The 26,311-nt window shown below is 38.0% G+C and carries 25 protein-coding genes and 8 tRNA genes; 28 read left to right on the top strand and 5 right to left on the bottom strand.

Annotated features, from left to right (window positions below; all coding sequences use genetic code 11):
• Positions 1–39 precede the first annotated feature (39 nt).
• Positions 40–288 carry a hypothetical protein gene (locus ACIQXI_RS18385; RefSeq protein WP_402927597.1) on the top strand — a complete coding sequence of 83 codons (249 nt, stop codon included), beginning with the start codon at positions 40–42 and terminating at the stop codon, positions 286–288.
• A gap of 305 nt (positions 289–593) precedes the next feature.
• Entirely contained in the window at positions 594–1,364 is a 771-nt protein-coding gene (locus ACIQXI_RS18380; protein ID WP_402927595.1) for a M15 family metallopeptidase, read from the top strand.
• Positions 1,365–1,511: 147 nt separating this feature from the next.
• On the opposite strand, the gene cls is transcribed toward ACIQXI_RS18380, so the two are convergent.
• The 3 genes from cls to ACIQXI_RS18365 all read right to left on the bottom strand — a co-directional run bounded on the left by cls (position 1,512) and on the right by ACIQXI_RS18365 (position 5,223).
• Positions 1,512–2,969, bottom strand: a complete 1,458-nt coding sequence (gene cls / locus ACIQXI_RS18375) for a cardiolipin synthase (protein WP_402927594.1) — start codon at positions 2,967–2,969, stop codon at positions 1,512–1,514.
• 197 nt (positions 2,970–3,166) lie between these two features.
• The gene (locus ACIQXI_RS18370) at positions 3,167–3,964 is read right to left on the bottom strand and encodes a YwqG family protein (protein WP_402927592.1); all 798 of its coding nucleotides are present in this window, start codon (positions 3,962–3,964) and stop codon (positions 3,167–3,169) included.
• Between the two features lie 98 nt (positions 3,965–4,062).
• A complete protein-coding gene (locus ACIQXI_RS18365) occupies positions 4,063–5,223 on the bottom strand; it encodes an MFS transporter (protein ID WP_402927591.1) in 1,161 nt (386 codons plus the stop codon).
• 462 nt (positions 5,224–5,685) lie between these two features.
• Here ACIQXI_RS18365 and ACIQXI_RS18360 point away from each other — a divergent pair, with 462 nt between their 5' ends.
• A complete protein-coding gene (locus tag ACIQXI_RS18360; protein WP_004232019.1) occupies positions 5,686–5,823 on the top strand; it encodes an Lmo0850 family protein in 138 nt (45 codons plus the stop codon).
• Positions 5,824–5,887: 64 nt separating this feature from the next.
• Here ACIQXI_RS18360 and ACIQXI_RS18355 read toward each other — a convergent pair whose 3' ends face one another.
• Positions 5,888–7,075, bottom strand: coding sequence for an FtsW/RodA/SpoVE family cell cycle protein (locus ACIQXI_RS18355; RefSeq protein WP_402927590.1), 1,188 nt, complete (start codon positions 7,073–7,075; stop codon positions 5,888–5,890).
• A gap of 172 nt (positions 7,076–7,247) precedes the next feature.
• On the opposite strand from ACIQXI_RS18355, the gene ACIQXI_RS18350 reads away from it, so the two are divergent.
• The 7 genes from ACIQXI_RS18350 (at position 7,248) to ACIQXI_RS18320 (ending at position 15,453) form a co-directional block, all read left to right on the top strand.
• Complete coding sequence (locus tag ACIQXI_RS18350; RefSeq protein ID WP_402927589.1) at positions 7,248–8,000, top strand: hypothetical protein; 753 nt, start codon at positions 7,248–7,250, stop codon at positions 7,998–8,000.
• 203 nt (positions 8,001–8,203) lie between these two features.
• Entirely contained in the window at positions 8,204–9,283 is a 1,080-nt protein-coding gene (locus tag ACIQXI_RS18345; RefSeq protein ID WP_402927588.1) for a D-alanine--D-alanine ligase, read from the top strand.
• An 11-nt stretch (positions 9,284–9,294) separates the two neighbouring features.
• Entirely contained in the window at positions 9,295–10,662 is a 1,368-nt protein-coding gene (locus ACIQXI_RS18340) for a UDP-N-acetylmuramoyl-tripeptide--D-alanyl-D-alanine ligase (RefSeq protein WP_402927587.1), read from the top strand.
• A gap of 146 nt (positions 10,663–10,808) precedes the next feature.
• Positions 10,809–11,501, top strand: coding sequence for an alpha/beta hydrolase (locus ACIQXI_RS18335; protein WP_402927586.1), 693 nt, complete (start codon positions 10,809–10,811; stop codon positions 11,499–11,501).
• A gap of 350 nt (positions 11,502–11,851) precedes the next feature.
• Positions 11,852–13,396 carry a degradosome RNA helicase CshA gene (gene cshA / locus ACIQXI_RS18330; protein WP_402927584.1) on the top strand — a complete coding sequence of 515 codons (1,545 nt, stop codon included), beginning with the start codon at positions 11,852–11,854 and terminating at the stop codon, positions 13,394–13,396.
• 112 nt (positions 13,397–13,508) lie between these two features.
• Positions 13,509–13,988 carry a PH domain-containing protein gene (locus ACIQXI_RS18325; protein WP_402927583.1) on the top strand — a complete coding sequence of 160 codons (480 nt, stop codon included), beginning with the start codon at positions 13,509–13,511 and terminating at the stop codon, positions 13,986–13,988.
• A complete protein-coding gene (locus tag ACIQXI_RS18320) occupies positions 13,981–15,453 on the top strand; it encodes a PH domain-containing protein (protein WP_402927582.1) in 1,473 nt (490 codons plus the stop codon). Before ACIQXI_RS18325 ends, ACIQXI_RS18320 begins: the two co-directional genes overlap by 8 nt.
• Positions 15,454–15,669: 216 nt before the next feature.
• On the opposite strand, the gene ACIQXI_RS18315 is transcribed toward ACIQXI_RS18320, so the two are convergent.
• Positions 15,670–16,290, bottom strand: coding sequence for a rhomboid family intramembrane serine protease (locus ACIQXI_RS18315; protein WP_402927581.1), 621 nt, complete (start codon positions 16,288–16,290; stop codon positions 15,670–15,672).
• A 64-nt stretch (positions 16,291–16,354) separates the two neighbouring features.
• On the opposite strand from ACIQXI_RS18315, the gene acpS reads away from it, so the two are divergent.
• From acpS to ACIQXI_RS18225, 18 genes are all read left to right on the top strand, one after another.
• Positions 16,355–16,708 (top strand): holo-ACP synthase, encoded by a 354-nt coding sequence (acpS, locus tag ACIQXI_RS18310; protein ID WP_402927579.1) that lies wholly within the window; start codon positions 16,355–16,357, stop codon positions 16,706–16,708.
• A gap of 91 nt (positions 16,709–16,799) precedes the next feature.
• Positions 16,800–17,906, top strand: a complete 1,107-nt coding sequence (locus ACIQXI_RS18305) for a LolA family protein (RefSeq protein ID WP_402927578.1) — start codon at positions 16,800–16,802, stop codon at positions 17,904–17,906.
• 456 nt (positions 17,907–18,362) lie between these two features.
• On the top strand, positions 18,363–19,484 hold the full coding sequence (gene alr, locus ACIQXI_RS18300; RefSeq protein WP_402927576.1) for an alanine racemase: 1,122 nt from the start codon (positions 18,363–18,365) through the stop codon (positions 19,482–19,484).
• 423 nt (positions 19,485–19,907) lie between these two features.
• Positions 19,908–20,171 (top strand): hypothetical protein, encoded by a 264-nt coding sequence (locus tag ACIQXI_RS18295; RefSeq protein ID WP_402927574.1) that lies wholly within the window; start codon positions 19,908–19,910, stop codon positions 20,169–20,171.
• Between the two features lie 4 nt (positions 20,172–20,175).
• Positions 20,176–20,526, top strand: coding sequence for a type II toxin-antitoxin system PemK/MazF family toxin (locus tag ACIQXI_RS18290; RefSeq protein WP_008177055.1), 351 nt, complete (start codon positions 20,176–20,178; stop codon positions 20,524–20,526).
• A gap of 262 nt (positions 20,527–20,788) precedes the next feature.
• On the top strand, positions 20,789–21,133 hold the full coding sequence (locus ACIQXI_RS18285; protein WP_402927573.1) for an STAS domain-containing protein: 345 nt from the start codon (positions 20,789–20,791) through the stop codon (positions 21,131–21,133).
• Positions 21,120–21,590, top strand: coding sequence for an anti-sigma B factor RsbW (gene rsbW / locus ACIQXI_RS18280; protein ID WP_402927572.1), 471 nt, complete (start codon positions 21,120–21,122; stop codon positions 21,588–21,590). The genes ACIQXI_RS18285 and rsbW overlap by 14 nt, the downstream gene beginning before the upstream one ends.
• Positions 21,568–22,353, top strand: a complete 786-nt coding sequence (gene sigB / locus ACIQXI_RS18275; RefSeq protein WP_402927570.1) for an RNA polymerase sigma factor SigB — start codon at positions 21,568–21,570, stop codon at positions 22,351–22,353. The genes rsbW and sigB overlap by 23 nt, the downstream gene beginning before the upstream one ends.
• 152 nt (positions 22,354–22,505) lie before the next feature.
• Entirely contained in the window at positions 22,506–24,680 is a 2,175-nt protein-coding gene (locus ACIQXI_RS18270; RefSeq protein WP_402927568.1) for a Tex family protein, read from the top strand.
• A 63-nt stretch (positions 24,681–24,743) separates the two neighbouring features.
• The gene (locus ACIQXI_RS18265) at positions 24,744–25,205 is read left to right on the top strand and encodes a SprT family protein (protein WP_402927567.1); all 462 of its coding nucleotides are present in this window, start codon (positions 24,744–24,746) and stop codon (positions 25,203–25,205) included.
• Between the two features lie 90 nt (positions 25,206–25,295).
• A tRNA-Asn gene (locus tag ACIQXI_RS18260) sits at positions 25,296–25,372 on the top strand.
• Between the two features lies 1 nt (position 25,373).
• A tRNA-Glu gene (locus tag ACIQXI_RS18255) sits at positions 25,374–25,445 on the top strand.
• Positions 25,446–25,475: 30 nt separating this feature from the next.
• Positions 25,476–25,551 (top strand) — tRNA-Asp (locus ACIQXI_RS18250).
• Between the two features lie 5 nt (positions 25,552–25,556).
• Positions 25,557–25,631, top strand: a tRNA-Gln gene (locus tag ACIQXI_RS18245).
• A gap of 15 nt (positions 25,632–25,646) precedes the next feature.
• Positions 25,647–25,719: transfer RNA gene (locus ACIQXI_RS18240), tRNA-Lys, on the top strand.
• 68 nt (positions 25,720–25,787) lie between these two features.
• Positions 25,788–25,873, top strand: a tRNA-Leu gene (locus ACIQXI_RS18235).
• 24 nt (positions 25,874–25,897) lie between these two features.
• A tRNA-Arg gene (locus tag ACIQXI_RS18230) sits at positions 25,898–25,974 on the top strand.
• Positions 25,975–25,992: 18 nt separating this feature from the next.
• A tRNA-Gly gene (locus ACIQXI_RS18225) sits at positions 25,993–26,066 on the top strand.
• The last annotated feature ends 245 nt before the right edge of the window (positions 26,067–26,311 follow it).

Here is a 26,311-nt window from a genome sequence, read left to right as displayed (position 1 = left end):
GCTTGTGTAGCCTCGATTTTTTTTTAGGAGGAAAACAGCATGAATACAAAATGGATTTCATCAATTCTTGTCGCGATATTTAGTATTGCCGCTATCGTATGCATTATTTTAGGAAACTTCAATTTTGCGGTGCTAGCTATGACAATTATGTTTGCTATGTCAAATGGTTTCAGGGCGAAGAGCTTTAAGGAACAAGGGTATAGTAAAGAGGCGAAGTGGATGAAGTATATGTCTATCTTTTTCTCGGTCGCTTCAATCGTAGTGCTTATTGTTATTTTTATAGATTAATTGTGAAAAGCTACACTTAAAAATGTGAACAGTGATAAAATAAAACTATTATATGGAATTGTTTTAACTTGCTTCAGAATTGAATGCCAACATGCACGAAACGTAGTGGGGTTACACTAGCGGCTGAATCAAGTTAAATGCCCCGGCGGATGAAATAGGTTTTTAATAGAATAAAATCTAGTCGCTATTACGCCGAGGTGGTCTGAATTTAAGGTTTTAAGGTTGCTCAAACTTCCATTGAAACAGCCTAATGTTGAAATCCTGGTAGTTTAGCGACCTGTATCTACACAAAAGGGGCAAAGAAAGTGAAAAAAAAACGTCTACCAATTATTATTGGTGCTGTCATTTCAGCGGCTTTGATTGTATCTATTTTTGTAGTGATTAACTATAAAAATAGCCAAGTAAATGTAGCATCAGATGAGGAACAACCAGCAGCGGAACAGGGTAAAAAAGATAAGCCGATCAAAGAGCCAACAAAAACACCCGAAAAGACTACTGAGCCACAGGAACAGCCAGATGAAAATGGCTATTACCCAAATCAAACAATGCCAACAGATCCTACTTATATAGATGGTATTTTACTAGCGAATAAAAAATATCCTCTTCCATCCACATTTGCACCTGGAGAAAGCCCAGAAGCTCGTCAGGCGTTAAATACGATGATTGCAGAAGCGAAAAAGCAAGGCTTTAATTTAGTAGCATTTAGTGGATATCGTTCTTACGACTATCAAACAACACTATATAATAACTATGTAAAGCGTGATGGTCAGGCTGCAGCAGATCGTTATAGTGCACGACCAGGCTTTTCTGAGCATCAAACAGGCTTAGCGTTTGATATTGGAGAAGTGGGTAAAGAAGATCTATGGTTGACTGAAGAGTTCGGTGAAACACCTGCGGGACAATGGTTATTTGACAATGCCGCGCAATTTGGCTTCATTTTACGATTCCCTAATAACAAAGAGCATATTACAGGCTACATGTATGAATCATGGCATTACCGTTACGTCGGAACCGAAATAGCCAACAAAATAAAAGAAAAGAATATTACGTTAGAAGAATACCTAGGTGTGGAGTAATAAAAACTGGATCACAATTTACGAAAGAGTGAAACAGAGTTTGTCTGCAGTAGGTATCGGACAACAACGTTGCAAAAAAGTGTTAGATTGATTTCAGTCAATCTAACACTTTTTCTTTTTGTCTCAATATAAGCAAACAAATGGTTTCTACAATACGGGTGTTAATAAGCGTGAAATAGATTCCTTGAATTTGATCATGCTCGAACGATTTTGATACATTTCCCAAGTGAGTTCTGTGCAATCTAAAATATCCTTCTCAAATAACTCAGCTAACTGATGGGAAATCGTTGAGTCGTATATAAAGGCATTTACTTCAAAGTTTAAACTGAAACTACGTACATCGATATTAGCGGTTCCTACAGTCGATGCCTCATCGTCAATAATAATGGCTTTAGCATGAATAAATCCTTTTTCATAAATATAAACTTTTGCACCCGCCCGTAATAATTGTCCTACGTACGAAAAAGTAGCCCAATAAACAAACATATGGTCCGGTTTATTAGGAATCATAATACGAACGTCAATACCTGAAAGCGTAGCAATTTTAATGGCATCTAAAAAACTGACATCTGGTATAAAATAAGGCGTTTGAATATAGATATATCGTTTGGCCATATTTATTAGCTTTAAATAGCCAATTTTAATTTGCTCCCATTCAGAATCGGGTCCACTCGAAACAATTTGCAAGCCGACATCGCCTTTTTTCGGAATAGCGGGGAAGTAACGATCTGAATAGCCCATCTTTTGCTGAGCACTAGCTTGATTCCAATCGAGCAAAAAACGAGTTTGCAATGGATGGACAGCACTACCTTCAATGCGTAAATGAGTGTCTCGCCAATAGCCAAATTTCTTTTGAAGACCTAGGTATTCGTCTCCTACATTAAAGCCTCCGATATACCCGATTCGTCCATCAATAACAACGATTTTACGATGATTTCTAAAATTTAGACGTGGATTTAATAGTGGGAATATGGAAGGGAAGAATACTTCAACCTCGCCGCCTGCCTCAAGAAGTTCTTTGAAATGTCTCTTTTTTACATTGCGCGAGCCCATTTCATCATATAAGAGCCTCACTTTGACTCCTTGTTTTGCCTTTTTAATCATTGTGTCAACAAGACGTGTACCTAAATTATCTAAGCGAAAGATATAATATTGAATATGGATATGATCTTTTGCAGCTTCAATATCTTTTATAAGGTGTTCAAATTTATCTGCACCATCATCAAATATAGAAAGGTGATTGTCTTGCGTTAATACGGCATTATTTGTTTTTAAATGCATATAAATCATTTCTTTATAATTCTCTGCATTTTCAATTCGAAACTCAAATGTATCATCTCGAATTGTGTCTATCTGGTAGCTAATTAGATTATCTATCCCGATATCTTTGCGACCTTCCCAACGAAACAAATGCTTCTTGCGCAGTTGTCTGCCAATTAGTAAATAGAGAACAAATCCAACTAATGGCAAGAAAAACAGTACAAGAATCCATGCCCATGTAGAAGTAGCATCTCTACGTTCTAAAAAAATAATGGTCATCGCTGATAAGATATTAAAGAATAAAACTAAAGGTACTAGATATTCTACATCTGTAAAAATGCTCATTCCTGCACCCCTCTACTATATTTCATATAATACTTAGTATAGCTTACTTTTCAGCTGGAATGAAAGAAGAGTAAGTTTTTTGTTGTCGACAGACATAAACTTAAGCCGTAAAAAATGAACATTAGCTAAGCCCCACCACGAAAAGATTAGTGATGGGGCTTGTAAGTTTTTGTTGTGCTGGATATGAGCTTCAGATTTTATACATAATGTTCCCATTGAAATAATATATCGGAAAAATCTTGTTGAAGTAGTTTTTCACGATTAATAAAAAACTTCCCGACGCCACTATCAGCCCACATAATTCCGAATTCATCATTCGAATCTATTTGTAGTAAAAGCACATCATAGCGTTGTAAAAGGTGAGATTCTTGGCGAATATCTTCCGCTAAAAAATATGCATATCCTCCTACTTTTGCGCCTGCACCTAAAAAGTGCTGTAAATAGATTTCGTGCAAATTGACATCATGATTTTGGGTAGCGATAAGGCTAGGTAAATGATGGACAGCACGGTAATCTAAAGCCGAAACAGGTTCCTGTGTGTAGTGGAATTGTAAGGCTAATTCCTGATGAATAGGAAACCAATCATTTGGTCTTAAGGATAAATCATCAAAGGTTTTTATAGCTAATGTTGTTTCTACTGTAGGGTAAAAACGAATTTTATAAAACTGTTGAAAAATGTCTTCTTTATAATACGGTGCATTGGCAAAAATATTAGACGAAATGAAAAATTGTAAAATACCTTGGGTAGGGAAATCCTCTATAGGTGGTATTTCTGCAAAATTAATTTGAGCTAATAAACGCATCGATTCGCCGGTAATGTCTTTTGGAACGGTTTGATAATAAGGTAAATAAGGTTCACCGGCAAATTTACTTTCTATTAATGAAGTTGAACGTTTCACTGGCGAGATAATAATCGCTGGCTGCAGTGATTCTTCAATTTCACAACGTAATAGTTCTAGCTCTTTAGGTAGTGATACATTTATCGTTTTGTTCATGCAGAGCCCTCCGAGTTTACACTTTCAAGCATGGATGTTTTTATAAATCATAAACAAAAAACATCTCTACCACTAAGTTACGGCATTTTCTATGGAATTTATTCAAGACGTAAAGTTTTATTTGACGCTTTATAAATAAACATTAAACTAATCGAGATGATGGCAATTGCTGCAGCAATGTAATAGCCCAAATTCGATTGCATTGTAAATAACCATGTGAAGAATAGTGGACCGAGAATACGTCCTAAGTTATCCATGGAATAAGAAAGACCTGCTGCAGTTCCATATTGGCCGCCAGATTCTTTGGAGGAAAGAGAGACGACACATGTTCTTGCAAGGGCATTACCGGCTGTAAAAATACAAAGTGCAAAGCCAGCCATAAACAGATTTCCTGTTAATGTAAATAAAAGCATACCGATGGCCGTTACAATTTGAGCGCCAATTAACCAAGATGTTTCCGTACCATTTTTGATGCGACGCACAACACCGCCTTGTATCGCTGCATCTACAAAACCGCTAAACATAAATAAATAGCCGATTTGCAATGGTGTAATATGAATGCGATCAATTTGGAAAAGCTGGAATGTCGCTTCTACACCTGCGAGCATAAATGTCACTAAAAAAGAGAATATAAATAAATAACGCACACGGTATTGAAGCATTTTGCCAACACCTTTTGGTACAATCGCTCGTTTTGTTACATCTTTTCGTTTTTCTGGTTCTTTTAAGACAAAAATTGCATAAATAAATAATAGCGCAATTAATGCTGCTGATGCGATAAATGGTAATTGTAAACTATAATCACCAAGCATACCGCCAATTGCAGGACCGAAGATAAAACCAAGACCGATGGACATGCCCATGATCCCCATGTACTTATTACGATCTTCCTCGCTCGACATGTCTCCGATAAAGCCTGTTACTGCTGTATACAGTGCACCTGAGAATAAGCCACCAACTATACGTGATACGTATAGCATTGCTAAATGATCAATAAATATTGAAAAAATAATAAAGCTGAGACTGAAACCGACCAATCCCGTTAAAATAAGTTGCTTACGTCCGATTTTATCGGAAAGCTTTCCCCAAAGTGGTGCAGTGAAAAAGCTTGCTAATGAATAAACTGTCAGTAAACCGCCTACATGAATGTTTTGCCAGTCGTGTTGCACGATAACTTCAGGCAAGACAGGAATAATAATTCCGAATCCTAGGTAGACAAGAAATTGCACTGACATTAAGAGTAAAATTGGTTTTATCATTTAATTTCCTGCTTTCTTACTATATTTCACTATGTATATTCTACCTCTCTTGTTCTTGCTATTACAAGGAAACGGTAGTCAAAGCATTTAAAAGCAACAGCGCACTTAAAAAATTTTTTTCATCCCCTTTATTATAAATTTTGGTTCATACCGCAGTATTGATCCTTCTTCCAATTCCCCTTGGTAGAGGTTTTATCTGGTTCTAAAAAAATCCTTATTGCTTGTAAAAAGTGTACAATGACGAATAAAAATAATTTGTTGTGCTAATAATGAAGTTAGATCAATCAGTAGCTATCGCATTAAACATTATTTACATTGTAACAAAATTGAAAAATATGAAAGGCGAGTTAAATGGTATGATAGAGAAAAGATAAACTTGTCTGACATCTAACACATAGAAAATTGAAACTTTTTTGGAAATAAAACGTTATATAAAATCGAGGAAAGATTGAGGTGGAATGTATGACGAAGGAAGTAGATTTGAAAAAAATTGTTTCGAATTTATCGAAGTTGGGTGTGACTGCCACTGTAACAAAGTCTCGACTTGAACTTTTAAAAGTGCTCACACCACCAACGCAAACTCCGCAAGTTCAAGCTTAACTCGTTGCAAAAAAAGAATGGATAGTCTCCTATTTGAAAAGAGACTATCCATTCTTTTTTATTTTTAATCATCTTCATCGTGCGTTGTGAACATGTAAGTACGATAATGGAAACGCATGCTAAAGACCAATCCGATGGCGAGTGCATTACCCATTAATGAACTCCCGCCATAGCTTATGAATGGTAGCGGAATACCGGTAATCGGTAGTAGCTGTATCGTCATGCCGATATTTTCAAATACGTGGAACGTAATCATGGCAATAATACCTGCACATACATAAGTTGAGAAAGGATCTTTCAATAATAAGGTTGTTTTTGTTAAATGATAGATGAGTAAAAAGAAAATACAGATTACGATACTTGCTCCTATAAATCCCCATTCCTCACCGATTACAGTAAATATGAAGTCTGTATGATTTTCTGCTACATATACTTCACGACCACGGAAACCTTTACCAAAAATTTCGCCTGAGCCGATAGCGTTTAAAGACGTAATTAAATGGTAACCATCACTAGACGAATAGGAATACGGATCGAGCCAAGAATAAATTCTGGCAAACTGGTACGGTTTAAAACCGAATGTCTTCTCTAAAAAATCTTGCATATAAAGAGCCATCCATAACAGACCACCGCCGATAGCGGCACTACCTAAGAATGTGGGAAGTATTATTTTCCAAGAAATACCCGCAACAATAACTAGTGCCGCAGTGATTGCAAAGAAAACAAGAGCAGATCCAAGGTCTGGCTGTTTCAAAATAATACCAAGTGGTATAATCAACGTTATAGCAATTTTCCCTAATAAAATGAAGTCAGTTTTAACTGAGCGTAAGGAGTAAACTTCGTGGTGCTTACTTATTAATCGGGCAAGTGCTAAAATATAAAAAGTTTTCATAAATTCCGAAGGCTGCATATTGCCTAGCGGTGTATGAAACCAACTTTTAGCGCCGTTAACAGGCTCACCAATTTGACCCTTACCTTCCGGCATGAAAATAAGCAATACTAAAAGAGCAATCCCGGCTCCGTACATATACCAAGCCATTTTTTTATATTGATCGGGTTCGAAAAACATAATAACACCGATAATAAATGCACCAATTACATACCACTGTAGCTGCTTAGGCACATAGTTAATACCATACTGTCCCGAAGTTTGTGCGGATGCAATCGCTAGCAAACTAATGAAAAGAAAAGTAATAAGTATAAAAGCGAGCGTCCAGTCGAAACGGTTCACGAAATTTCGTTTATTTTCCATAAAAGCCACCTAAAATAAAATAGTTTAAAAGTATGCGAAGTAACGCATGTCGAACATTAACATTATAACGCAAAAAACAAATTTACGCCTGAGTATATTGTTGTGACGACAATTAGCATAAAATGTTTCAAAAAATAAAGTTTAGATTTATAATATAGTGAAGAATGGGGTGATGGATGTGGCTAAGAAATTAAAGTCAGCTGAAGATTTTATGTATCATATATATGTTCATATGAACGATGTCGATAAATTTGTCATTTTTAGCGGGCTTAAGCTCTCGCAATTCGTGGCTGCTCTAGATCCACTGCATCACTTACTGTTACTGAAGCATTCTTATGAAGATGGCTCATTTAATATGCATACACAGTTTGATTATATACAAGAGGAGGAGGTTCCTCGATTTGTAAAAAAGGCTACGGAGTCTAAAGAATTGTGTTGGGTAGATTTTATGGATGAAAAGAGGCTAGATCAGCTGACAGCGATGGAGCAGGGAGAGCTGCTTTACATTAGCCATAAAAAAGAACCGATTACTTCGCCATTTTTTAATAAATTGCAAAATCGGTTTGTTTATTGTTCTTCGGATGTAGAGAAAATGACGAAAATTTATTTTCGCCATTTGAGTGATTCGGATTTACTAGTCGCCAATGTGTTTAATTCTTTAATTCGTGAGAAAGAACGTAGCACGGGCTTTTGGCGCCGAAAAGCAAAACCGAGTATTCCTTCTCTTACACCGGAATTTTTGCGTGCTTATCGTTCCTTTGCTAAAGACGGGGCATTATTGTCGCTGTACCGCATTGAGAAGCCGAAAGCAGCATATGGGATTGAAATTCGTAACCTATCAGATTATTCCTTCCCAGATGAAGTTTGGGATGATTTAAATACAATTTTGAAAAACGAACACGATGAATTGATTCATATTATTTAGCGCTATTTAGCTTGCTTAACGCCAGCTAAATATGAAGGGAACCAAAGTAAAAGCTATTCAGTCATTTTCCTTTGGTGAATAACTTTTGAATGAATAAGGTACTCAAATCTCACCGTCAACATAACGGTGAGATTTTTATGTCATTTGTCAAGACGTTTCGTGATAAACTAATAATACTCAAGAAGTATGTGGAGGGCACAAAAATGAAAAAAAGAATCGGTTTATTATACGGCGGAAAGTCAGCGGAGCATGAGGTTTCATTGTCGACGGCATGTGCAGTCACAGGAGCTTTAGATTTCGAGGAGTATGAGATATATCCGATTTACATTACACCTGATGGCGAATGGCGACGCGGTGAGCGTTTAGAAAAACCAGCAAGTTCGATTGAAGAATTGCAATTTGGTAATGATGCCATTGTTTTAGAAAATAATATTACAGCGTTTTTAGTTGATGACAACGGAAGTGCTGTGAAATTTGATGTTATTTTCCCTTTATTGCATGGAACAAATGGGGAAGATGGAACTGTACAGGGCCTACTTGAAGTATTGAATCTTCCGTATGTCGGCAATGGTGTTTTAGCGTCATCAGCAGGTATGGATAAAGTAATCATGAAGCAATTGTTTGAAATTGCGGGGTTACCACAAGTGCCATATACGTACTTCATTCGCAGTGAGTGGAAGAACGAGCAAGAAGCTATTTTAACTCGTTGTGAAGAAAAACTAACTTGGCCCATGTTTGTAAAACCTGCAAATTTAGGTTCAAGCGTTGGTATTAGTAAGGCTTCAAACCGTCAAGAGCTTATTACGGCCATCGAAGTGGCATTGCAATTTGACCGTAAAATTGTAGTAGAGCAAGGGATTGTAGCACGTGAAATTGAATTAGCTGTACTAGGCAATGATTTCCCAGAAGTATCTGTACCGGGTGAAATTAAACCGATGACGGAATTTTACGATTATGATTCAAAATACAAGGACGGTTCTACAGCGCTTATTATTCCTGCAGAGCTTTCTACTGAAGTGGTCACAAGCTTAAAAGAACATGCAAAAAGTGCATTTAAAATTTTAGATGGAAGCGGTTTAGTACGTGCAGACTTCTTTGTTACAGCTAACGATGAGATCTATATTAACGAAGTAAATACAATGCCAGGATTTACACCTGTAAGTATGTATCCACTTCTTTGGCAACATACAAATGTTAGCTATCCAGAGCTTATTAATCGTCTGATTGCGCTTGCACTTGAGCGTTATGAGGAAAAACAACAGCTTCACTATAAAAAAGACTGAGTGGGATTATTGTGAAAAAGACATTAAAGCAATTAGCAGCATGGTTGAATGATGAGGTGCTAGCTTTCGAAGATACGATTGTATCTGGTATCTCAATTGATACGCGAACAATTCGTCAAGGGGATTTGTTTGTACCATTCCGTGGGGAACAGGCAAACGGTCATAAATTTGTACTTCAAGCTTTTGAAAAAGGTGCAGGTGCTTCGCTATGGCAAAAAGATGAACCGAATCCGCCAAAGGATGTGCCATTACTTTTTGTTGATGATCCAGAGCAAGCATTACAGCAAATGGCTCGTGCTTATCGCGCGGAGCATAAGGCAACTTTTATTGGTATTACGGGGTCGAATGGCAAAACTTCGACAAAGGATATTTTAGCAGGCACGCTTGCTCCGTTTTTTAAAGTACAAAAAACAATTGGCAATTTTAATAATCAATTGGGTTTACCGATTACGATTTTACAGCTTGATGAGGACACAGAAGTTGCCGTACTTGAAATGGGTATGAGTGGCTTTGGAGAAATTGAATTTTTAACAAAGTTAGCTCGTCCTCATATGACCGTTATTACAAATATCGGCGAGGCGCATATGCAAGATTTAGGTTCTCGTGCAGGTATTGCAAAAGCGAAGTTTGAAATTATTCAAGGGATGCAACAGAACGGTGTGCTTTATTATGACGGTGATGAGCCATTATTACAGGAGCTTGTTGCACAAGAACAAAATTTAAATGCACAGGCATTTGGTTTAGAACCTGGCGATTTGTTATATGCTGACAATATTGAAGCAACTGCAGGCGGAAGTAGCTTTACAACGCATGGAGCGATTGAAGGTGAATTCTTTATTTCCGTTCTTGGTAAGCATCAGGTGAAAAATACTTTGATTGCTATGCTTATCGCGCAAAAGCTCGGGTTAAATGATGAACAAATTCGCGAATCATTAAAAGGTGTCACATTAACGGATATGCGTATGCAACAAGTGCAAGGAAATCAAGGTGCATTATTTATTAATGATGCTTATAATGCTGCGCCAACATCTGTAAAAGCGGCTATTCAATTTATTGCCACAACCAATATTCGACCAGAAAAATGGCTTGTTTTAGGTGATATGCTGGAGCTTGGTGCTAATGAACAAAGCTTCCATGAAGACTTATCCCTGGCAATTAATGAGGATGAAATTGACTATGTGTGCCTATATGGACCGCGTATGTCGTTCTTATATGAAGTGTTAAAAGAGCGTTTTGACGCAGACCGCTTACTATATGTAAAAGATGATTTTGCGCCTATTATTACAAAGCTTCAACAAGCAACAGAAAAGTCTATCGTATTATTAAAAGGCTCAAGAGGGATGAAACTAGAAACGATTTTACAATCATTCACATCATAATTGACGATTAAATGTAAAAAATAAAGTTACTTCTTAAGGTAAAAATTCGCTTTTGCTTCCACAGAAAAGATGGCGGATTTTTACCTTTTATTGAAAGGGCAATTCTATGTTGCTCGTTAAAACTGCCACTTGTTAGAGGTGAGGTAATGGTAATAGGTGTATTATGTATCCATGGATTTTCAGGTGGCGCTTATGAAATAGAGCCGCTTACAAGCTATTTGCGTGCCAATACAGATTGGTTAATCGAAACGCCTACCTTATCGGGCCATGGAGAAGAACTGAATATGAAAGGATTTACAGCACAGCATTGGTTAATGGATGCGGAGCTTGCTTTAAGAGCGTTAGCGAAAAAAGTCGATGAGATCATTATAGTGGGCTTTTCAATGGGTGGAATTATTGCGCTCTATTTAGCAAAACGTTATAAAGTAAAGAAGCTTGTACTGCTTAGTGCGGCTGCTAAGTATGTCAGTCCTAAACAACTTGTAAAAGATTTTAAAATGCTAGCGACCGATGCTTATCATCGCAACCTTGCTAATAACGAGCTGTTTGTCAGATACCGTCATAAGTTTAGTAATGTACCTTTATCCGCAACAATTGAATTTATGAAGCTTGTTCAAAAGGTAGAGCCGTATTATCAAGATATCAATATTCCAGTGTATATCATTCAAGGAAAATTAGACGGAATTGTACCGTATCATACCGCGCAATTTTTGTATGATCAGTTAGCGTCAACAAATAAAAAGTTGTATTTTTCGAACAACGGAAAACATCATATTTGTCATTGTGAGGATTATCTAGATTGGTTTAAGAAGGTTTTAGCGTTTTTAAAAGAGTGTTGAAGTAGTCAGATTATTACGACTCATGCGTTATCGTTGCATACGGTTGATGTCCATGTTAGACTAGTGTAAGCAATGGATACATTTTGTGCGAAGACTCTTCATGAATTGGTTGAAGAGTACTTTTTTTTGAACATAACGGTTTTATTCTAAGTGAACAATTACACAGAATCAAACCGCTCGGTAAAGACCGGGCTTTCCTTTTCATATAAGAGAGCTCTACATGAAACCTTTGTAGAGAGAATTTTTAAGTAACGGAAACGTTCCACAACACAGGCTCGAATTTGCCGACAACTTCATCTGAAAATGTAACCATTTGTCAACTTAAAAGCAAAAAAAGGAGATTGAGAAGTTTGACAAATTTTTCAGAATTAAATATTAGCGAATCTACATTACGTTCAGTAAAACGTATGGGATTCGAAGAAGCAACACCAATCCAAGAGGGTACTATTCGTTTTGCCATTGAAGGTCGCGATGTATTAGGTCAAGCGCAAACTGGTACTGGTAAAACTGCCGCTTTTGGTATTCCACTTATCGAGAAAATCGATCCTAAAAACCCTAATATCCAAGCATTAGTAATTGCTCCAACTCGTGAATTAGCGATTCAAGTTTCAGAAGAACTATATAAAATCGGTTACGACAAGCGTGTGAAATTATTATCAGTTTACGGAGGTCAAGAAATCGGCCGTCAAATTCGTGCATTGAAAAATAAACCACAAATTATTGTAGGTACACCAGGTCGTATTTTAGATCATATTAATCGTCGTACTTTAAAACTAGAGGATGTTCAAACACTTGTATTGGACGAAGCTGATGAAATGTTAAACATGGGCTTCATCGAAGACATTAACTCAATTTTAGAAAACGTACCAGCTGAGCGTCAAACGTTATTATTCTCAGCTACAATGCCACCAGCAATCCGTAAAATTGCTGAAACATTTATGCGCGATCCTGAAATTGTAAAAATTAAAGCAAAAGAATTAACAGTTGATAACATTGATCAATATTTCGTAAAAGCTGCTGAACGTGAAAAATTCGATGTGTTATCTCGTTTATTAAACGTACACCAACCAGAGTTAGCAATTATCTTTGGACGTACAAAACGTCGTGTTGATGAGTTAGCACAAGCTTTATCAATCCGCGGTTACCTTGCAGAAGGTATTCACGGTGATTTAAGCCAAGCAAAACGTATTTCAGTTTTACGTCAATTTAAAGAAAATAAAATTGATATCCTTGTAGCAACAGATGTAGCAGCCCGTGGTCTTGATATTTCAGGCGTTACACATGTATATAACTTCGATATTCCTCAAGATCCTGAGTCTTATGTTCACCGAATTGGCCGTACTGGTCGTGCGGGTAAATCAGGTCTTGCAGTAACGTTTGTAACACCTCGTGAAATGGGTTATTTACGTATCGTTGAAGAAACAACGAAAAAACGTATGACGCCACTTCGTCCACCAACAAATGACGAAGCACTAGTAGGTCAACAACGTTTAGCGATTGAGACATTAGAAGGTCTTATTGCTAATAACAACTTAGGTGATTATCGTACACTGGCAACAGAAGTACTTGAAAACCATGATGCAATCGATGTTGTAGCAGCTGCATTACGCTCATTAACAAAAGAGCCGGATGATACGCCTGTTACAATTACTGAAGAACGTCCATTACCAATGCGCCGTGAGCGTTCTGGCGGCGGCGGTGGTCGCGGTGGCGATCGTAACGGTCGTAACAGAAACGGTGGCGGTCGTAGCTATGGTGGTAACCGTCGTGAAGGTAGTGGTGGCGGAGATCGTCGCAGCAGTGGAGGCCGTCGTGAAGGTGGTCGCCGTGAGGGTGGCGCTCGTCGTGAAGGCGGACAAGGTCGTTCACGTGCACCACGTCGTCATGAAGACTAATTAAAAAATTTAAAACCTTACAGTCAATTTGGCTGTAAGGTTTTTCTTTTATAGTGAAACAAAATCGTGTTAGTGTACGTATACATAGGTAATTACTAAAGGAGGAACGATATTGAGAACTGAACCAAAACATCAAATTTCCCGTAAAGGGTTAACTGTCTGGCGTTTATATGGCGTGTTACAGACATTGCTATTAGTCGTCATCGCAGCATTTGCTAGTTACGGTACTTTTTATTTTGATTGGCCATCATTTATTTATTTTATCGCGATTGCTGTTGTCTTACTGAGTGTGTTTTTATTAGTGTATTTATTTCCGAAGATTCGTTGGGAACGTTGGCGTTATGAAGTACGTGAACATGAAATTGAAGTGCAGCATGGCTTATTTGTTGTGAAACGTACCCTAATACCGATGGTGCGTGTACAGCATGTCGATACAACGCAAGGGCCTATTTTAAAACGATATAGCTTAGGCAATATTTCAATTTCTACAGCTGCTACAGTACATACGATTCCTGCATTGGTCATGGATGAGGCAGATGGGCTTCGAGCACGTATTTCAGAATTAGCAAGGGTGGCGGAAGATGATGTCTAATGAAGTGTATCGTTTACACCCCGTTTCGGCTATTATTTCAAGTATTAAAGCGCTGAAAAGTATGATACTTCCTGTTGCTATCATCATTATTACAAATGGTTTTAATTTTTCATTTAATTATCGCAGTGAATATTTCTTTGAAACAGTTTTATTATTTGGTGTGTGGGGAGTAGCAGCTGTACTTGCACTTGTTGGTGGTATCGTAAAATGGCGCACCTTTGTGTATTGGTTTGAGGATGGCGAATTGCGCGTGACGTACGGATTATTCGTTAAAAAGAAGCGCTATATTCCTTTTGAACGCATTCAAAGTTTGAATTACCATGAAGGTATTTTCCATCGCATCTTTGGTTTAGTAAAGGTCCAAGTGGAGACTGCAGGGAATAAGGGCGGTAAGCCGGAGGCGGAATTAACAGCTATTAGGAAAGCGGCGGCAGATGTCATTGAACAGGAAATGCGTCGTGCAAAAACTCAAGTTGCTCAACCGTTGGCAGTGGAACAAACAGCTGAGCAAATAGAGGCTGTAAATGTTCCTGTTATTTATCATATGTCGATGCGGGACTTACTTGTATTAGCTACGACTTCTGGTGGAATAGGTGTAGTGTTATCGGGACTTGCAGCAGTAATCTCCCAATTTTCAGATATTATTCCATATGAAGAAGTCTTTCACGAACTGGCCGATTTTGCGAAAGTTGGGGCGTTTTTAGTTGCCTTAACGGTTATGTTTGCACTAATCGTAGCGTGGTTCATATCGGTTGTCATCACGCTAGTAAATTACTACGATTATACAGTTCGAATTGAAGATGAAAAACTGATGATTACAAAGGGTTTATTGGAAAAGAAAAGAATTACATTGCCATTAAATCGTATCCAGGCAATCCGTATTGTTGAAAATCCGTTGCGCCAACTATTTGGTTTTGCCACGGTTATAGTAGAAAGTGCCGGTGGAAATGGTGAAAAAGCTGGAGATAAGAAAATTGCATTGTTTCCATTGATTAAAAAGCGGGATTGTGTGGAAACGCTTGTTCAACTATTCCCTGAAATGAATTGGCATCCTACATTAACAAGAGCTCCAAAACGAGCGCTTCCTTTTTTTTATCGTATTGATTTTTTATGGCTTGTCCCGATAATAGGTGCATGTAGTTATTTCTTCTATCCATATGGGTTATTGTCATTGGTTTTAATTCCACTCACAATATTACTTGGCATTTGGCAGCATAGAACAGCGGGGTACATGATTGACGGCAAGCAACTTACGATGCAATATCGGGTATTTAGCCGCATTACATTGTTTATGGAGAAGAAGCGTATACAATCGATGGAAAGTAGTCAAACGTATTTCCAAAAGCGTAAACAAGTAATGTCCATTAAAGCGACGGTTATGTCAGGGATGGCTGGTATGACAGGCAATGTCCCTAGCCTAGAACAGGCAGATGCCGAAACGATATTATCTTGGTTTGAACATTAAATAGACAATTGTACGCTAATCTTTACAATGTAGAGATTAGCTTTTTTATAGGGAAACAGCAGTGAAATGGAAAAAATTGAAATGGCACAACAGGCGTATGATGTACTATAATTTCATCGGTAGTACGACAGAGTGAGCTAAGTTACAAAATGATATTAAAAAGAGGAACAACCTGAAGTGATCTATATATCACTGTTGGAAGCTCCTCTTTATAAGTTATTTCCCTGCCATTTTTTGCTTGCGCCAGCTTAAAATTCGTGCTGGATGTAAGTAAATAAGTCCGAGAATAAATCCAGTTACTAAGCCACCTAAATGGGCATAAACATTTACGTTAGATTGCAAGAAAGTCATGATGACACTGATGACGATAATCGGCAAAATGAGCTTGCGAAGCATAGGCATCGTGCGGCGCGTATAGTAGACAAGTGCCCCAAACGCACCGAAAATACCATAAATTGCGCCACTTGCACCGAGACTTGTATAGATCCCTTCATTAAGCATAAAGGTTGCCATGTTACCTACGATACCTGATAATAAATAAATCGTAATGAAACGTGCTTTCCCTGCAATTTTCTCAAGCTCTGGCCCAAATAAAAATAGGGAAAACATATTAAAGAGCACATGCATAAAATTCGCATGTAAAAACATTGCTGAGAAAACCCGCCACCATTCACCGCTTTGTATCAGGAAGTTGACTTGAATCCCATAGTTCCATAACAGCTCCCCGAGAACGGGAACAAGTGTTAATACATAAAGTATAAGATTCACGGCTATTAATGTTGACACAACAGGGTAATAACTTGTATATTGCTTAAAATTTTCTGTTCTACTAAACATAGCTCCACCTCAATTTACAATTATTATACATGGCTTTTTGGAAATAAGAAAAGGAGAAGTTCATATGATTAAAGGAATTGGTCTCGACATAGTAGAAACCGAGCGTATTGTAAAAGCAATGACACGTACAGAGAAGTTTAAAGACCGTATTTTATCAGAGCAGGAACGAGCATTATTTGAGGAGCATTCAGAATCTCGCAAAGTAGAATTTTTAGCGGGAAGATTTGCTGCAAAAGAGGCCTTTTCAAAAGCGTTCGGTACAGGTATTGGTAAAGATTGCGCACTACAAGATATCGAAATATTAAGAGGACCAGCTGGTAACCCTGTTTTATATTTTAAGGGGGAGCTTGTCAATGGCTTCGTTAGTATCACACACACGAAGCAATATGCAGCTGCACAAGTAATATTACTGTTGTAATAAAATATATTACCTTTTCATCAAATGACATAACTGACTACTAAGGTTCATATATTGTCGTAGTGGATTTGAAAGAAGAAAGGGTGAAAGCGTGGGCAACCGTTTAGTTACTTGGCTCGTCTTAATTTGTGCGATATTACTTCTGTCGGCGTGTGGTACAGCCTCACAGGAAAAGGTGTTAAAGAAAGTTAGTGGTAAATGGTCAGAGACAAATGGTTATGAGTTAGACGCAAAGATGGAGATTAAATCAGGGGGCGAACCTAGAACTTATGATGTAACTGTTTGGCATACTAAACCTGATTTCTATCGAGTGGAAGTAGTAGAAAGTGGTAAAGATGTTTCGCAAATGATTGTACGTAATGCAGATGGGGTTTTTGTAGTTACACCAACATTAAACAAAATGTATAAGTTCCAAAGTGATTGGCCGAAGAAAAATAGTCAGGCGTATTTAATCGGAGCACTAGCAGAGGATTTAGCTGAAGATAAAAATTTAGTCATGAAAGAAGAGGACAAAGCATATATATTTGAAGCGGCTACTAGAAATAGCTATAAAAATAGTATGCCTCACCAAGTCATTACAGTGGATAAGAAAACAATGCTTCCTACTTCTGTTGTAATTATGAATGATGTTAAAGAAGAACAAATTCGAATTACATTTAATAACATTAAGCTAGGTGTACAACATGCTGCAAAAGAGTATGCTGTTGAGCAATTTACTGAATCAGATGATTCAAAAGGCGAACAAGCTGCGCCTAATAAAGATGGTAAAGATGCAACAGAGGAAAAAGACGCTAAAGACGCTAAAGGTCAAGCAGATACAAATGGTGAAAAGGAAGCAGTCGGTGCAGAGGTTGAGTATGAAGAATTCCAAACGCATTATCCTGTTGTAAACTTTGAAAACACTAAGATGACAGATGAGAAAGCTATCCGTGAGGGTGGCATGGATCGTGTGATTTTAACATTCGAAGGTGATAAAGCGTTTACGGTTATGCAACAACCAGTTATGAAAGAGACGGCAATGTTGCCAGTTACTTCACCTGGTGATCCTGTTGATTTAGGATTTACGATTGGTGCTATTACGGACACATCTATTAGCTGGGAAAAAGATGGTGTTGCATTCTTTGTAGCATCTAGTAAGTTAACGCGTGAAGAAATGATGGAAGTTGCTGCTTCGATGACGATAAGTAGTATGAAGTAATTTTTTGAGCTACAGCTTTCTATAATAAAGAAGGCTGTAGCTTATTAGGCAAAAATGGTTATTCACATGAGAAGGTGGCAACACTGTTCTATAGAAACAAGCTATTGCCTAGCGTTTCAAACTTTGTAAAAGAGAAATGAATATTTATGGAACATCAAAAAAAAGGAAGATGACCCTGTGTCGTCGAATTTAAGTAAGAAACTACAAATTCACGCGTGAGAAGATTTAAGTATAATATTACGTGTGGACAAGTAGTAGCAGACGAACTCTTTAAGTGGAAAAATGGATGACAAATTTGTATTGAAAGCAGTTAATGGTTTAATGCATGGCAAAAACCTGTTAAAAGTTCCTGCGAGTGGTGGCACATGCTTATAAGGAAGGTCGAAGATATTTTGGCACAATTTTTTTATGTATATGGTACATAATGGTTTAATAATTAAAAAAGAGGGTATTCTAATGGAGACACAGCAGCATTTTAGACCAACTAAAGCAATTGTAGATTTACAAGCAATTCAACAAAATATAAAAAATTTAAAAGATCTACTTCACCCAAATGTACAAATTATTGCAGTCGTGAAAGCGAATGCCTATGGACATGGTGATATAGCAGTTGCTCAAGCAGCTTTGGAAGCAGGTGCTACGATGCTTGCAGTGGCTACACCGGACGAAGCATTACATATTCGAGCGCATTTCGAGGAACCAGACATACTCATATTAGGGGCTTCACCAGTATCATTCGCACCTTATGCAGCCCAACAACGTATAACGCTTACTGTATTTTCGAGTGAATGGATACAGCAGGCAGCAGCAACCATTGCTGGTGAAACAAACCCTTTACAACTACATATAAAGGTAGATAGTGGGATGGGCCGAATTGGTGTACGTACAGAGCAGGAATTAGTAGAGCTATACCAGACAATCCACTCAACAGATAATGTAGAATTAGATGGTATCTTTACTCATTTTGCAACAGCCGATGAGGAAGAAACAGCCTATTTCGATAGCCAAGTACAGTTATTTGAAAAGCTCATTTCTCTATTGCCTGAAAAACCTAGACTAGTACACGCTTCCAATACAGCAACTGCATTAGTGAAAAATCATCGCTTACACTATGACGCAGTACGCTACGGCATTTCAATGTATGGGTTAGCTCCATCATCCTATGTTGAAGCAATTTTACCGTTTCCATTAAAACCAGCCTTTGCGCTTGAGAGTGAGCTTGTTCATGTTAAACAGTTAAAAGCAGGACAGTCGGTAGGGTACGGGGCAACATTTGTTGCACAGTCCGATATGTGGGTCGGTACGATTCCAATAGGCTATGCGGATGGGGTTATTCGTAAGTTAGCTGGACAAGAAGTACTTATTGACGGACAAAGAATGCCGATAGTTGGACGAATTTGCATGGACCAATGTATGGTTGCCCTACCAAAAGCATATGCTATAGGTAAGAAAGTGACGCTTATTGGTCGACAAGGGCAAGAAGTTATTACAATGGATGAATGGGCAACAAAGCTTGAAACCATTAATTATGAAGTACCGTGCATTATTACAGCGAGAGTTCCTCGAATATACATTTAGCAGAAGTGCTTCACTTTGTAAGTGAGAAGTGAAAGATATTTAAGAGGAGCTTTTGCAACAGTCTTGAAAAAAATGTGCAAGTAATTGTGCCAAGAAGTAAATGATTTTTTTCTAATAAGATGTAATACAACGATTTTCAAAACGCTTGACACGAGAAGTCAGTGAATATTTGTCGAAATTATGAATTGCATGTGCATGCCAATACAGTTCGACAAATAGCTAGCGTAAAGGGAAAAAAAGCAATAAATACCGCTGTCTATATGGCATAGGGTAACAGCATGTTCCTTTGATAACCAACAAATTTTTACAACTTGTCCTTCAAATTGTCAGATATTTTGTCATTTCATGTCTTTTCAACAATATCTTTCAATGATAGAATGAGTAGTAATGAAAAAGTGTATGGTTCCGTTGGAGGTGCTTGCTGTGTACGAGAAAAAGTTAAGAGAAGCTACAATTGCTGTTCAAGATAGACTGTTTCTACAAACAAAGGAAGTAATTGAAGGTGAATCTTTTGTGCGTCTTTTGTCGCGCAAAAATTTAATGCAGGAGCAACCAAATCAAATACGGGAAGCTATGATGAAAGGATATGTTGAGATGTCTCATATTAATCTGATGATTGCAAGTGAATGCTTGCACGCAGAGTATGAAGCACAACATACAGTGGAGCGTCTCGTTAGCGGGGGATGACACTTTGAATGTAAAACGTGGTGACGTTTTTTTTGCAGATTTATCGCCGGTAGTAGGGTCCGAACAAGGTGGTACTCGGCCGGTATTGATTATTCAAAATGATATTGGAAATCGATTTAGTCCAACTGTCATCATCGCAGCAATAACTGCACAGATTCAAAAGGCAAAGTTACCGACGCATGTTGAAATAAATGCTGAAAAGTATGGTTTTGAACGTGACTCGGTCATTTTGCTTGAGCAAGTGCGTACAATTGATAAGTCAAGATTGACAGATCGTATTACGCAGCTCGATCATGCAGTGATGGAAAAAGTAGATGGAGCGTTGATGATTAGTTTAGGGCTTGTTAAATTTTGATATACATATATGTATAGAACATCAGGGATTATTTATCCTGATGTTTTTTTAATTCCCTATTTTAAGTTAGTATTAATAGATTAAAGAAAAGGAGGAGCCATTATCATTCGAGTTGTAAGTTTGGAGGAGTAAATTGTCGAGGTATTTAGATTACCTCAGAAAAAAATTAAGGTATGATAAAAAAAATAGTTAAAGATGTTTAACTTTTGTTGAATACGGGAAGAGAATGTAAGTCTAAAAAAATATAGTGGAGGTGGGCTGTATGGACATGGTGGTAAATTTTAAAAAAGATGAGACAAAATTATACGGATTTCTTGAAGGTGAAATTGATACGTTTACAGCTTCTGTTCTACGTGAGCAGCTAGAAGATGTCAATATTACAAAGGGAATGGAAATAGAATTAGATTTATCGAAAGTTAATTATATGGATAGTACAGGTCTCGGGATTTTAGTATCTTTTTATAAAAGAGCTTTACGCGAAGAAGGTAAAGTGAAAATCGTAGGTTTATCGAAACGATTACAAAGGTTATTTGAAATTACTGGTTTAAGTGAACTGATGGATATAGAAACTGATAAGAAGGTGGAATTAAGTAATGAAGGAATTTGATTATATTGAAATAAGGGTTCCTGCAAAGCCGCAATTTGTCAGTGTTATTCGCTTAACGGTTTCGGGATTAGCTAGCCGTGTAGGATTTAGCTACGATGATATCGAAGATTTGAAAATTGCAGTAAGTGAAGCGGTGACGAATGTTGTGCATCATGCTTATAAAGATGCTGAGGAAGGCGAAATTGTAATAGGGTGTGCCCTTTATGATAACAAGATTGAAATGATGATTGCAGACTATGGAAATAGTTTTAATTTTGAAGAGATTAAAACAAAAATTGGGCCTTATCATCCTGAAGATAGTATTGCGGGGCTAAGAGAGGGCGGTTTAGGACTTTATTTAATGGAAACTTTGATGGATGAGGTGATGATTAACAACGATGGTGGCGTTACTGTTTTCATGACAAAGTATGTCGCTAGGGAGCAGGTGGAAAAAAATGTCGAAAGAATCACTACATAAATCTTCTTCAAAGGAAGATGTATTAAAGTGGATAGCACTATACCAAGCAACAGAGGATGAAGAGGCACAAACCAATTTAGTGATTCATTATCGTAATTTAGTAGAGTCCATCGCTCGCAAATATTCATATGGTAAATCTTATTATGATGATATTGTGCAAGTAGGGATGCTCGGTTTACTAGGTGCAATAAGACGTTTTGATGCAGATTTCGGACGTAGCTTTGAGGCTTTTGCTGTACCAACTATTGTTGGAGAAATTAAGCGATTTTTACGTGATAAAACTTGGGACGTTCATGTGCCAAGACGAATTAAAGAGATAGGACCACGTATTAAATCGACAGTAGAATCGTTAACAATAGAGTTCCAACGTTCCCCATCCATTCAAGAAATTGCGGAACGCTTAGAGGTTCCGGAAGAAGAAGTGTTAGAGGCAATGGAGATGAGCCGCAGTTATCAAGCGCTGTCTATGGATCATTCAATAGAGTCAGATAGTGACGGAAGTACAGTCACGCTATCGGATATTATGGGGAAAGAAGATATGGGTTATGAAATGACCAATAGAAGGATGATTGTTGCGGATGCTATGGAAGTTTTAAATGAACGAGAAAAGCAAGTTATTCAGCTAACGTATTTAGAGCAACTTAGTCAAAAGGAAGCTGGAGAACAATTGGGTATTTCTCAAATGCATGTCTCGAGAATACAAAGGAAAGCAATTAAGAAATTACAAGAGGTCATTCTTGCAAGTGGTAGTGTGCCACTGTGATGATAAAATGAAGGCGTTTATTACTAGCGGATTTCCCCATCCAATAGCAATAAACGCCTTATATTTTTGTGTAATTTTACCAGTGTGTGGACAATCCTTGGTTTTTTATTGAAGGGTAATGGTAAAATGAAAAGAAAAAAGGTAGTGATAAAGTGGAACAAAAACAAATGTACCAGCTTATTGCAAAAGATGTAGCAATCAAAGCAAATCAAGCAGAGGCAGTGATAAAACTATTGGATGAAGGTAATACCGTCCCATTTATCGCGCGTTATCGTAAAGAAGCTACAGGCTCGCTCGACGAAGTACAAATAAAAGCTGTGGAAGATCGTTATCATTACATACAGCAACTTGAACAACGTAAAGAAGAAGTTCTTCGCTTAATTCAAGAACAGGATAAGTTAACGCCGGAGCTTGAACAAGCAATCCAGGCAGCAACAGTGTTACAACGGGTTGAAGATTTATATCGTCCATACAAGCAAAAGAGACGTACGAAGGCGACAATTGCAAAAGAAAAAGGGTTGGAACCATTAGCTGATCTTCTATTAGAGTATCGTAGTGAAGCGTTAATCCAATTTGCTCAAGATTTTGTGGATATTGAAAATGTTGCAACAGTGGAAGATGCTTTAGCTGGAGCACGTGATATTTTAGCGGAACGTTTTGCAGATGATGCGGGCATACGACAAAAAATTCGTACTTTTTCTTGGAAAGAGGGCATTCTTACAACTACATTAAAAAATGGGGAGCTAGATGAAAAAAAGGTTTTTGAAATGTATTACGAATATGAAGAACCTGTTAACCGTATTGTTCCTCACCGTATTTTAGCCGTAAATCGTGGGGAGAAGGAAGATGTTTTAAAGGTATCGATACAAGTACCGATAGAGCGCGTTTTGATGATTATGTGGAAAGAATGGATACCAGCTACAGGTTCATCACCTGCTATTGCTGAGGTAAAGCTTGCGATAGAGGACTCGTACAAGCGATTGATTCAACCTTCTATTGAAAGAGAATTACGCAATGAATTAACAGAAAAAGCAGAGGCGCAAGCAATTCATATATTCTCAGAAAATCTTCGCAATCTATTATTACAGCCACCGTTAAAAGGCAAATATGTATTAGGCGTGGACCCTGCTTATCGAACTGGCTGTAAATTAGCGGTTGTTGATGAAACGGGGAAAATGTTAGAGGTTACAGCTATTTATCCGCATCCACCAAAACCGGATGTAGCAAAATCAAAAGCTGTCGTAAAAGAAATCTTAGCCAAGTATCCAATTAAGATTATCGCTATTGGTAATGGTACAGCCTCACGTGAAACAGAGCAGTTTATTGCTGATGTATTAAATGAAGTAAAGACAGATGTGGCATATGTAATTGTTAACGAAGCCGGTGCTTCAGTATATTCAGCATCGGATATTGCGCGTGCCGAATTTCCAGATTTACAAGTAGAACAACGTAGCGCTGTATCTATTGCACGACGTTTGCAAGATCCTTTGTCTGAATTAGTGAAAATCGAGCCAAAGGCAGTAGGTGTCGGTCAATACCAGCATGACGTTTCGCAAAAGAAATTATCGGAGTCGCTGTCATTTATAGTAGAAACAGCGGTCAACCAAGTAGGTGTTGATGTTAACACTGCGTCATCTTCCTTAATGCAATATGTTTCAGGTCTGTCGAAAACGGTTGCTGAAAATATTGTGAAGGTACGAGAGGAAAATGGGCAATTTACAACGCGTGCACAACTTAAAAAAATTCCACGACTTGGCGCGAAAACATATGAACAAGCAATTGGGTTTTTACGTGTACCTGAGGCGAAGAATCCATTCGATGCGACAGGTATTCACCCAGAAAGCTACGGAATAGCCGAGCAAATCTTAGAAGCGGCCCATATTAATAAAAAAGAATTAGGTTCACAAAAGGCAGAGGAAGCCATTGCTGCCCTTGATGTTCAAGAATTAAGTAATACTTTAGGAATTGGCGTGGTGACAATTCAGGATATCGTTGATACGTTAATGAAGCCAAGCCGTGATCCACGCGATGCCTTTCCGCAGCCACTACTCAAAACAGATGTTTTAAAAATGGAAGATTTACAAGTAGGAATGGAATTGCAAGGTACCGTCCGCAATGTAGTCGATTTTGGTGCATTCGTTGATATTGGTGTAAAACAAGATGGTCTTGTGCATATTTCTAAGCTGCAAAAAAAGCGTATCAAGCATCCATTAGAAGTTGTGGCACTAGGTGATATTGTCACAGTGTGGGTGGAACAGATAGATGTCAATAAAGGCCGTATTTCCTTAACAATGCTAACTCCAGAAAAACAAACAATCGAAAAGTAATAAATTATTGCCACGCTGTCTATACTGCACAGTGTGGTATTCTTATTGTTAGAGGTGAAGAACATGAACAATGAGGAACTACAACAGCTAGTCAGTCGAATTTCAATAGAAAGTTTTCATAAACCTTTTATGCATCGTGCATACTTTAATCCAAGACTTCGTACAACAGGTGGCCGCTATCTTTTACAATCTCATCATATTGAAATAAACCCAAAAGCATTTGAAATGTACGGTTTAAAAGAAGTGGAGGGCATCATTCTTCACGAGTTATGTCACTATCATTTGCACATCGAAGGAAAGGGTTATCAACATCGAGATAAAGATTTTCGAGACTTATTAAAAAAAGTAAATGCACCTCGTTTTTGTTCAGCATTGCAGAAACCTACATCTCGTAGCAATAAGCAGCGTCCTCATTATATGTATACATGTTTAAAATGCCGCCAAAAATATGTTAGAAAAATCAGATTGAATGTAAGGAAGTACTGTTGTGGCAAGTGTTCAGGGCCATTGGAATTAGTTGAGTAAAAAAATTTTTAAAAAAAGGTTGACGTTTATAGTAGTTATCCCTATAATAGTAAAAGTCGACAAGATAAGACGACAAAACAATATGATTATTCCGAAGTAGCTCAGTTGGTAGTAGCACCTGACTGTTAATCAGGTTGTCGCAGGTTCGAGTCCTGCCTTCGGAGCCATGGCCCCTTGGTCAAGCGGTTAAGACACCGCCCTTTCACGGCGGTAACACGGGTTCGAATCCCGTAGGGGTCATTTTCATAAATATAAAATAACAGTAACATTGGTCCCGTGGTGTAGCGGTTAACATGCCTGCCTGTCACGCAGGAGATCGCCGGTTCGATCCCGGTCGGGACCGCCACTTATTGGGGTATAGCCAAGCGGTAAGGCAACGGATTTTGATTCCGTCATGCCTAGGTTCGAATCCTAGTACCCCAGCCATTCATTTCTTAATACGAGCCATTAGCTCAGTTGGTAGAGCATCTGACTTTTAATCAGAGGGTCGAAGGTTCGAGTCCTTCATGGCTCATCTTTTTTAAGAAAAGGTTGATATTTCAAATTATCATTGTATAATAAGAAAGTTCCTAATTTTTGAATGCGGTCGTGGCGGAACGGCAGACGCGCTAGGTTGAGGGCCTAGTGGGGGCAACCCCGTGGAGGTTCAAGTCCTCTCGGCCGCACCAAGTCAGTTCAGTTATTTAATAAATGCGCCCGTAGCTCAATTGGATAGAGCGTCTGACTACGGATCAGAAGGTTGTGGGTTCGACTCCTGCCGGGCGCGCCATAATATAATTTAATATTTGCGGGTGTAGTTTAATGGTAAAACCTCAGCCTTCCAAGCTGATGTCGTGAGTTCGATTCTCATCACCCGCTCCAAAAACATTTTAAAAAAAGATGTTGACATCGAAAACAAACGATGTTATGATATAAAAGTTGCTAAAAACAAACGGCAACGAAATGAACCTTGAAAACTGAACAAGCAAAACGTAATCAATATAGTTTCTGAGCTAACTTCGGTTAGCGAACGAAACAAAAATTTTGGACATCAAAATTGATGCCAGCAAAACAATTTGAGCTAATCAAATTTCTTTTATGGAGAGTTTGATCCTGGCTCAGGACGA

This window comes from Lysinibacillus sp. NPDC097195 (assembly GCF_044762075.1).
Classification (GTDB): domain Bacteria; phylum Bacillota; class Bacilli; order Bacillales_A; family Planococcaceae; genus Lysinibacillus.
The sequence above is the reverse complement of the archived record's forward strand: the minus strand, read 5'-3'. Positions and strand labels throughout refer to the sequence as shown.

What these genes read in the sequence shown, in the direction of transcription:
- ACIQXI_RS18315 (WP_402927581.1), bottom strand. Translation starts at nt 16,290, where the DNA reads ATGTTTAGTAGAACAGAAAATTTTAAGCAATATACAAGTTATTACCCT.
- ACIQXI_RS18285 (WP_402927573.1), top strand. Translation starts at nt 20,789, where the DNA reads ATGGACATGGTGGTAAATTTTAAAAAAGATGAGACAAAATTATACGGA.
- ACIQXI_RS18345 (WP_402927588.1), top strand. Translation starts at nt 8,204, where the DNA reads ATGAAAAAAAGAATCGGTTTATTATACGGCGGAAAGTCAGCGGAGCAT.
- alr (WP_402927576.1), top strand. Translation starts at nt 18,363, where the DNA reads ATGGAGACACAGCAGCATTTTAGACCAACTAAAGCAATTGTAGATTTA.
- ACIQXI_RS18365 (WP_402927591.1), bottom strand. Translation starts at nt 5,223, where the DNA reads ATGATAAAACCAATTTTACTCTTAATGTCAGTGCAATTTCTTGTCTAC.
- rsbW (WP_402927572.1), top strand. Translation starts at nt 21,120, where the DNA reads ATGAAGGAATTTGATTATATTGAAATAAGGGTTCCTGCAAAGCCGCAA.
- ACIQXI_RS18370 (WP_402927592.1), bottom strand. Translation starts at nt 3,964, where the DNA reads ATGAACAAAACGATAAATGTATCACTACCTAAAGAGCTAGAACTATTA.
- sigB (WP_402927570.1), top strand. Translation starts at nt 21,568, where the DNA reads ATGTCGAAAGAATCACTACATAAATCTTCTTCAAAGGAAGATGTATTA.
- ACIQXI_RS18320 (WP_402927582.1), top strand. Translation starts at nt 13,981, where the DNA reads ATGTCTAATGAAGTGTATCGTTTACACCCCGTTTCGGCTATTATTTCA.
- ACIQXI_RS18265 (WP_402927567.1), top strand. Translation starts at nt 24,744, where the DNA reads ATGAACAATGAGGAACTACAACAGCTAGTCAGTCGAATTTCAATAGAA.
- ACIQXI_RS18355 (WP_402927590.1), bottom strand. Translation starts at nt 7,075, where the DNA reads ATGGAAAATAAACGAAATTTCGTGAACCGTTTCGACTGGACGCTCGCT.
- cls (WP_402927594.1), bottom strand. Translation starts at nt 2,969, where the DNA reads ATGAGCATTTTTACAGATGTAGAATATCTAGTACCTTTAGTTTTATTC.
- ACIQXI_RS18385 (WP_402927597.1), top strand. Translation starts at nt 40, where the DNA reads ATGAATACAAAATGGATTTCATCAATTCTTGTCGCGATATTTAGTATT.
- acpS (WP_402927579.1), top strand. Translation starts at nt 16,355, where the DNA reads ATGATTAAAGGAATTGGTCTCGACATAGTAGAAACCGAGCGTATTGTA.
- ACIQXI_RS18360 (WP_004232019.1), top strand. Translation starts at nt 5,686, where the DNA reads ATGACGAAGGAAGTAGATTTGAAAAAAATTGTTTCGAATTTATCGAAG.
- ACIQXI_RS18335 (WP_402927586.1), top strand. Translation starts at nt 10,809, where the DNA reads ATGGTAATAGGTGTATTATGTATCCATGGATTTTCAGGTGGCGCTTAT.
- ACIQXI_RS18350 (WP_402927589.1), top strand. Translation starts at nt 7,248, where the DNA reads ATGGATGTGGCTAAGAAATTAAAGTCAGCTGAAGATTTTATGTATCAT.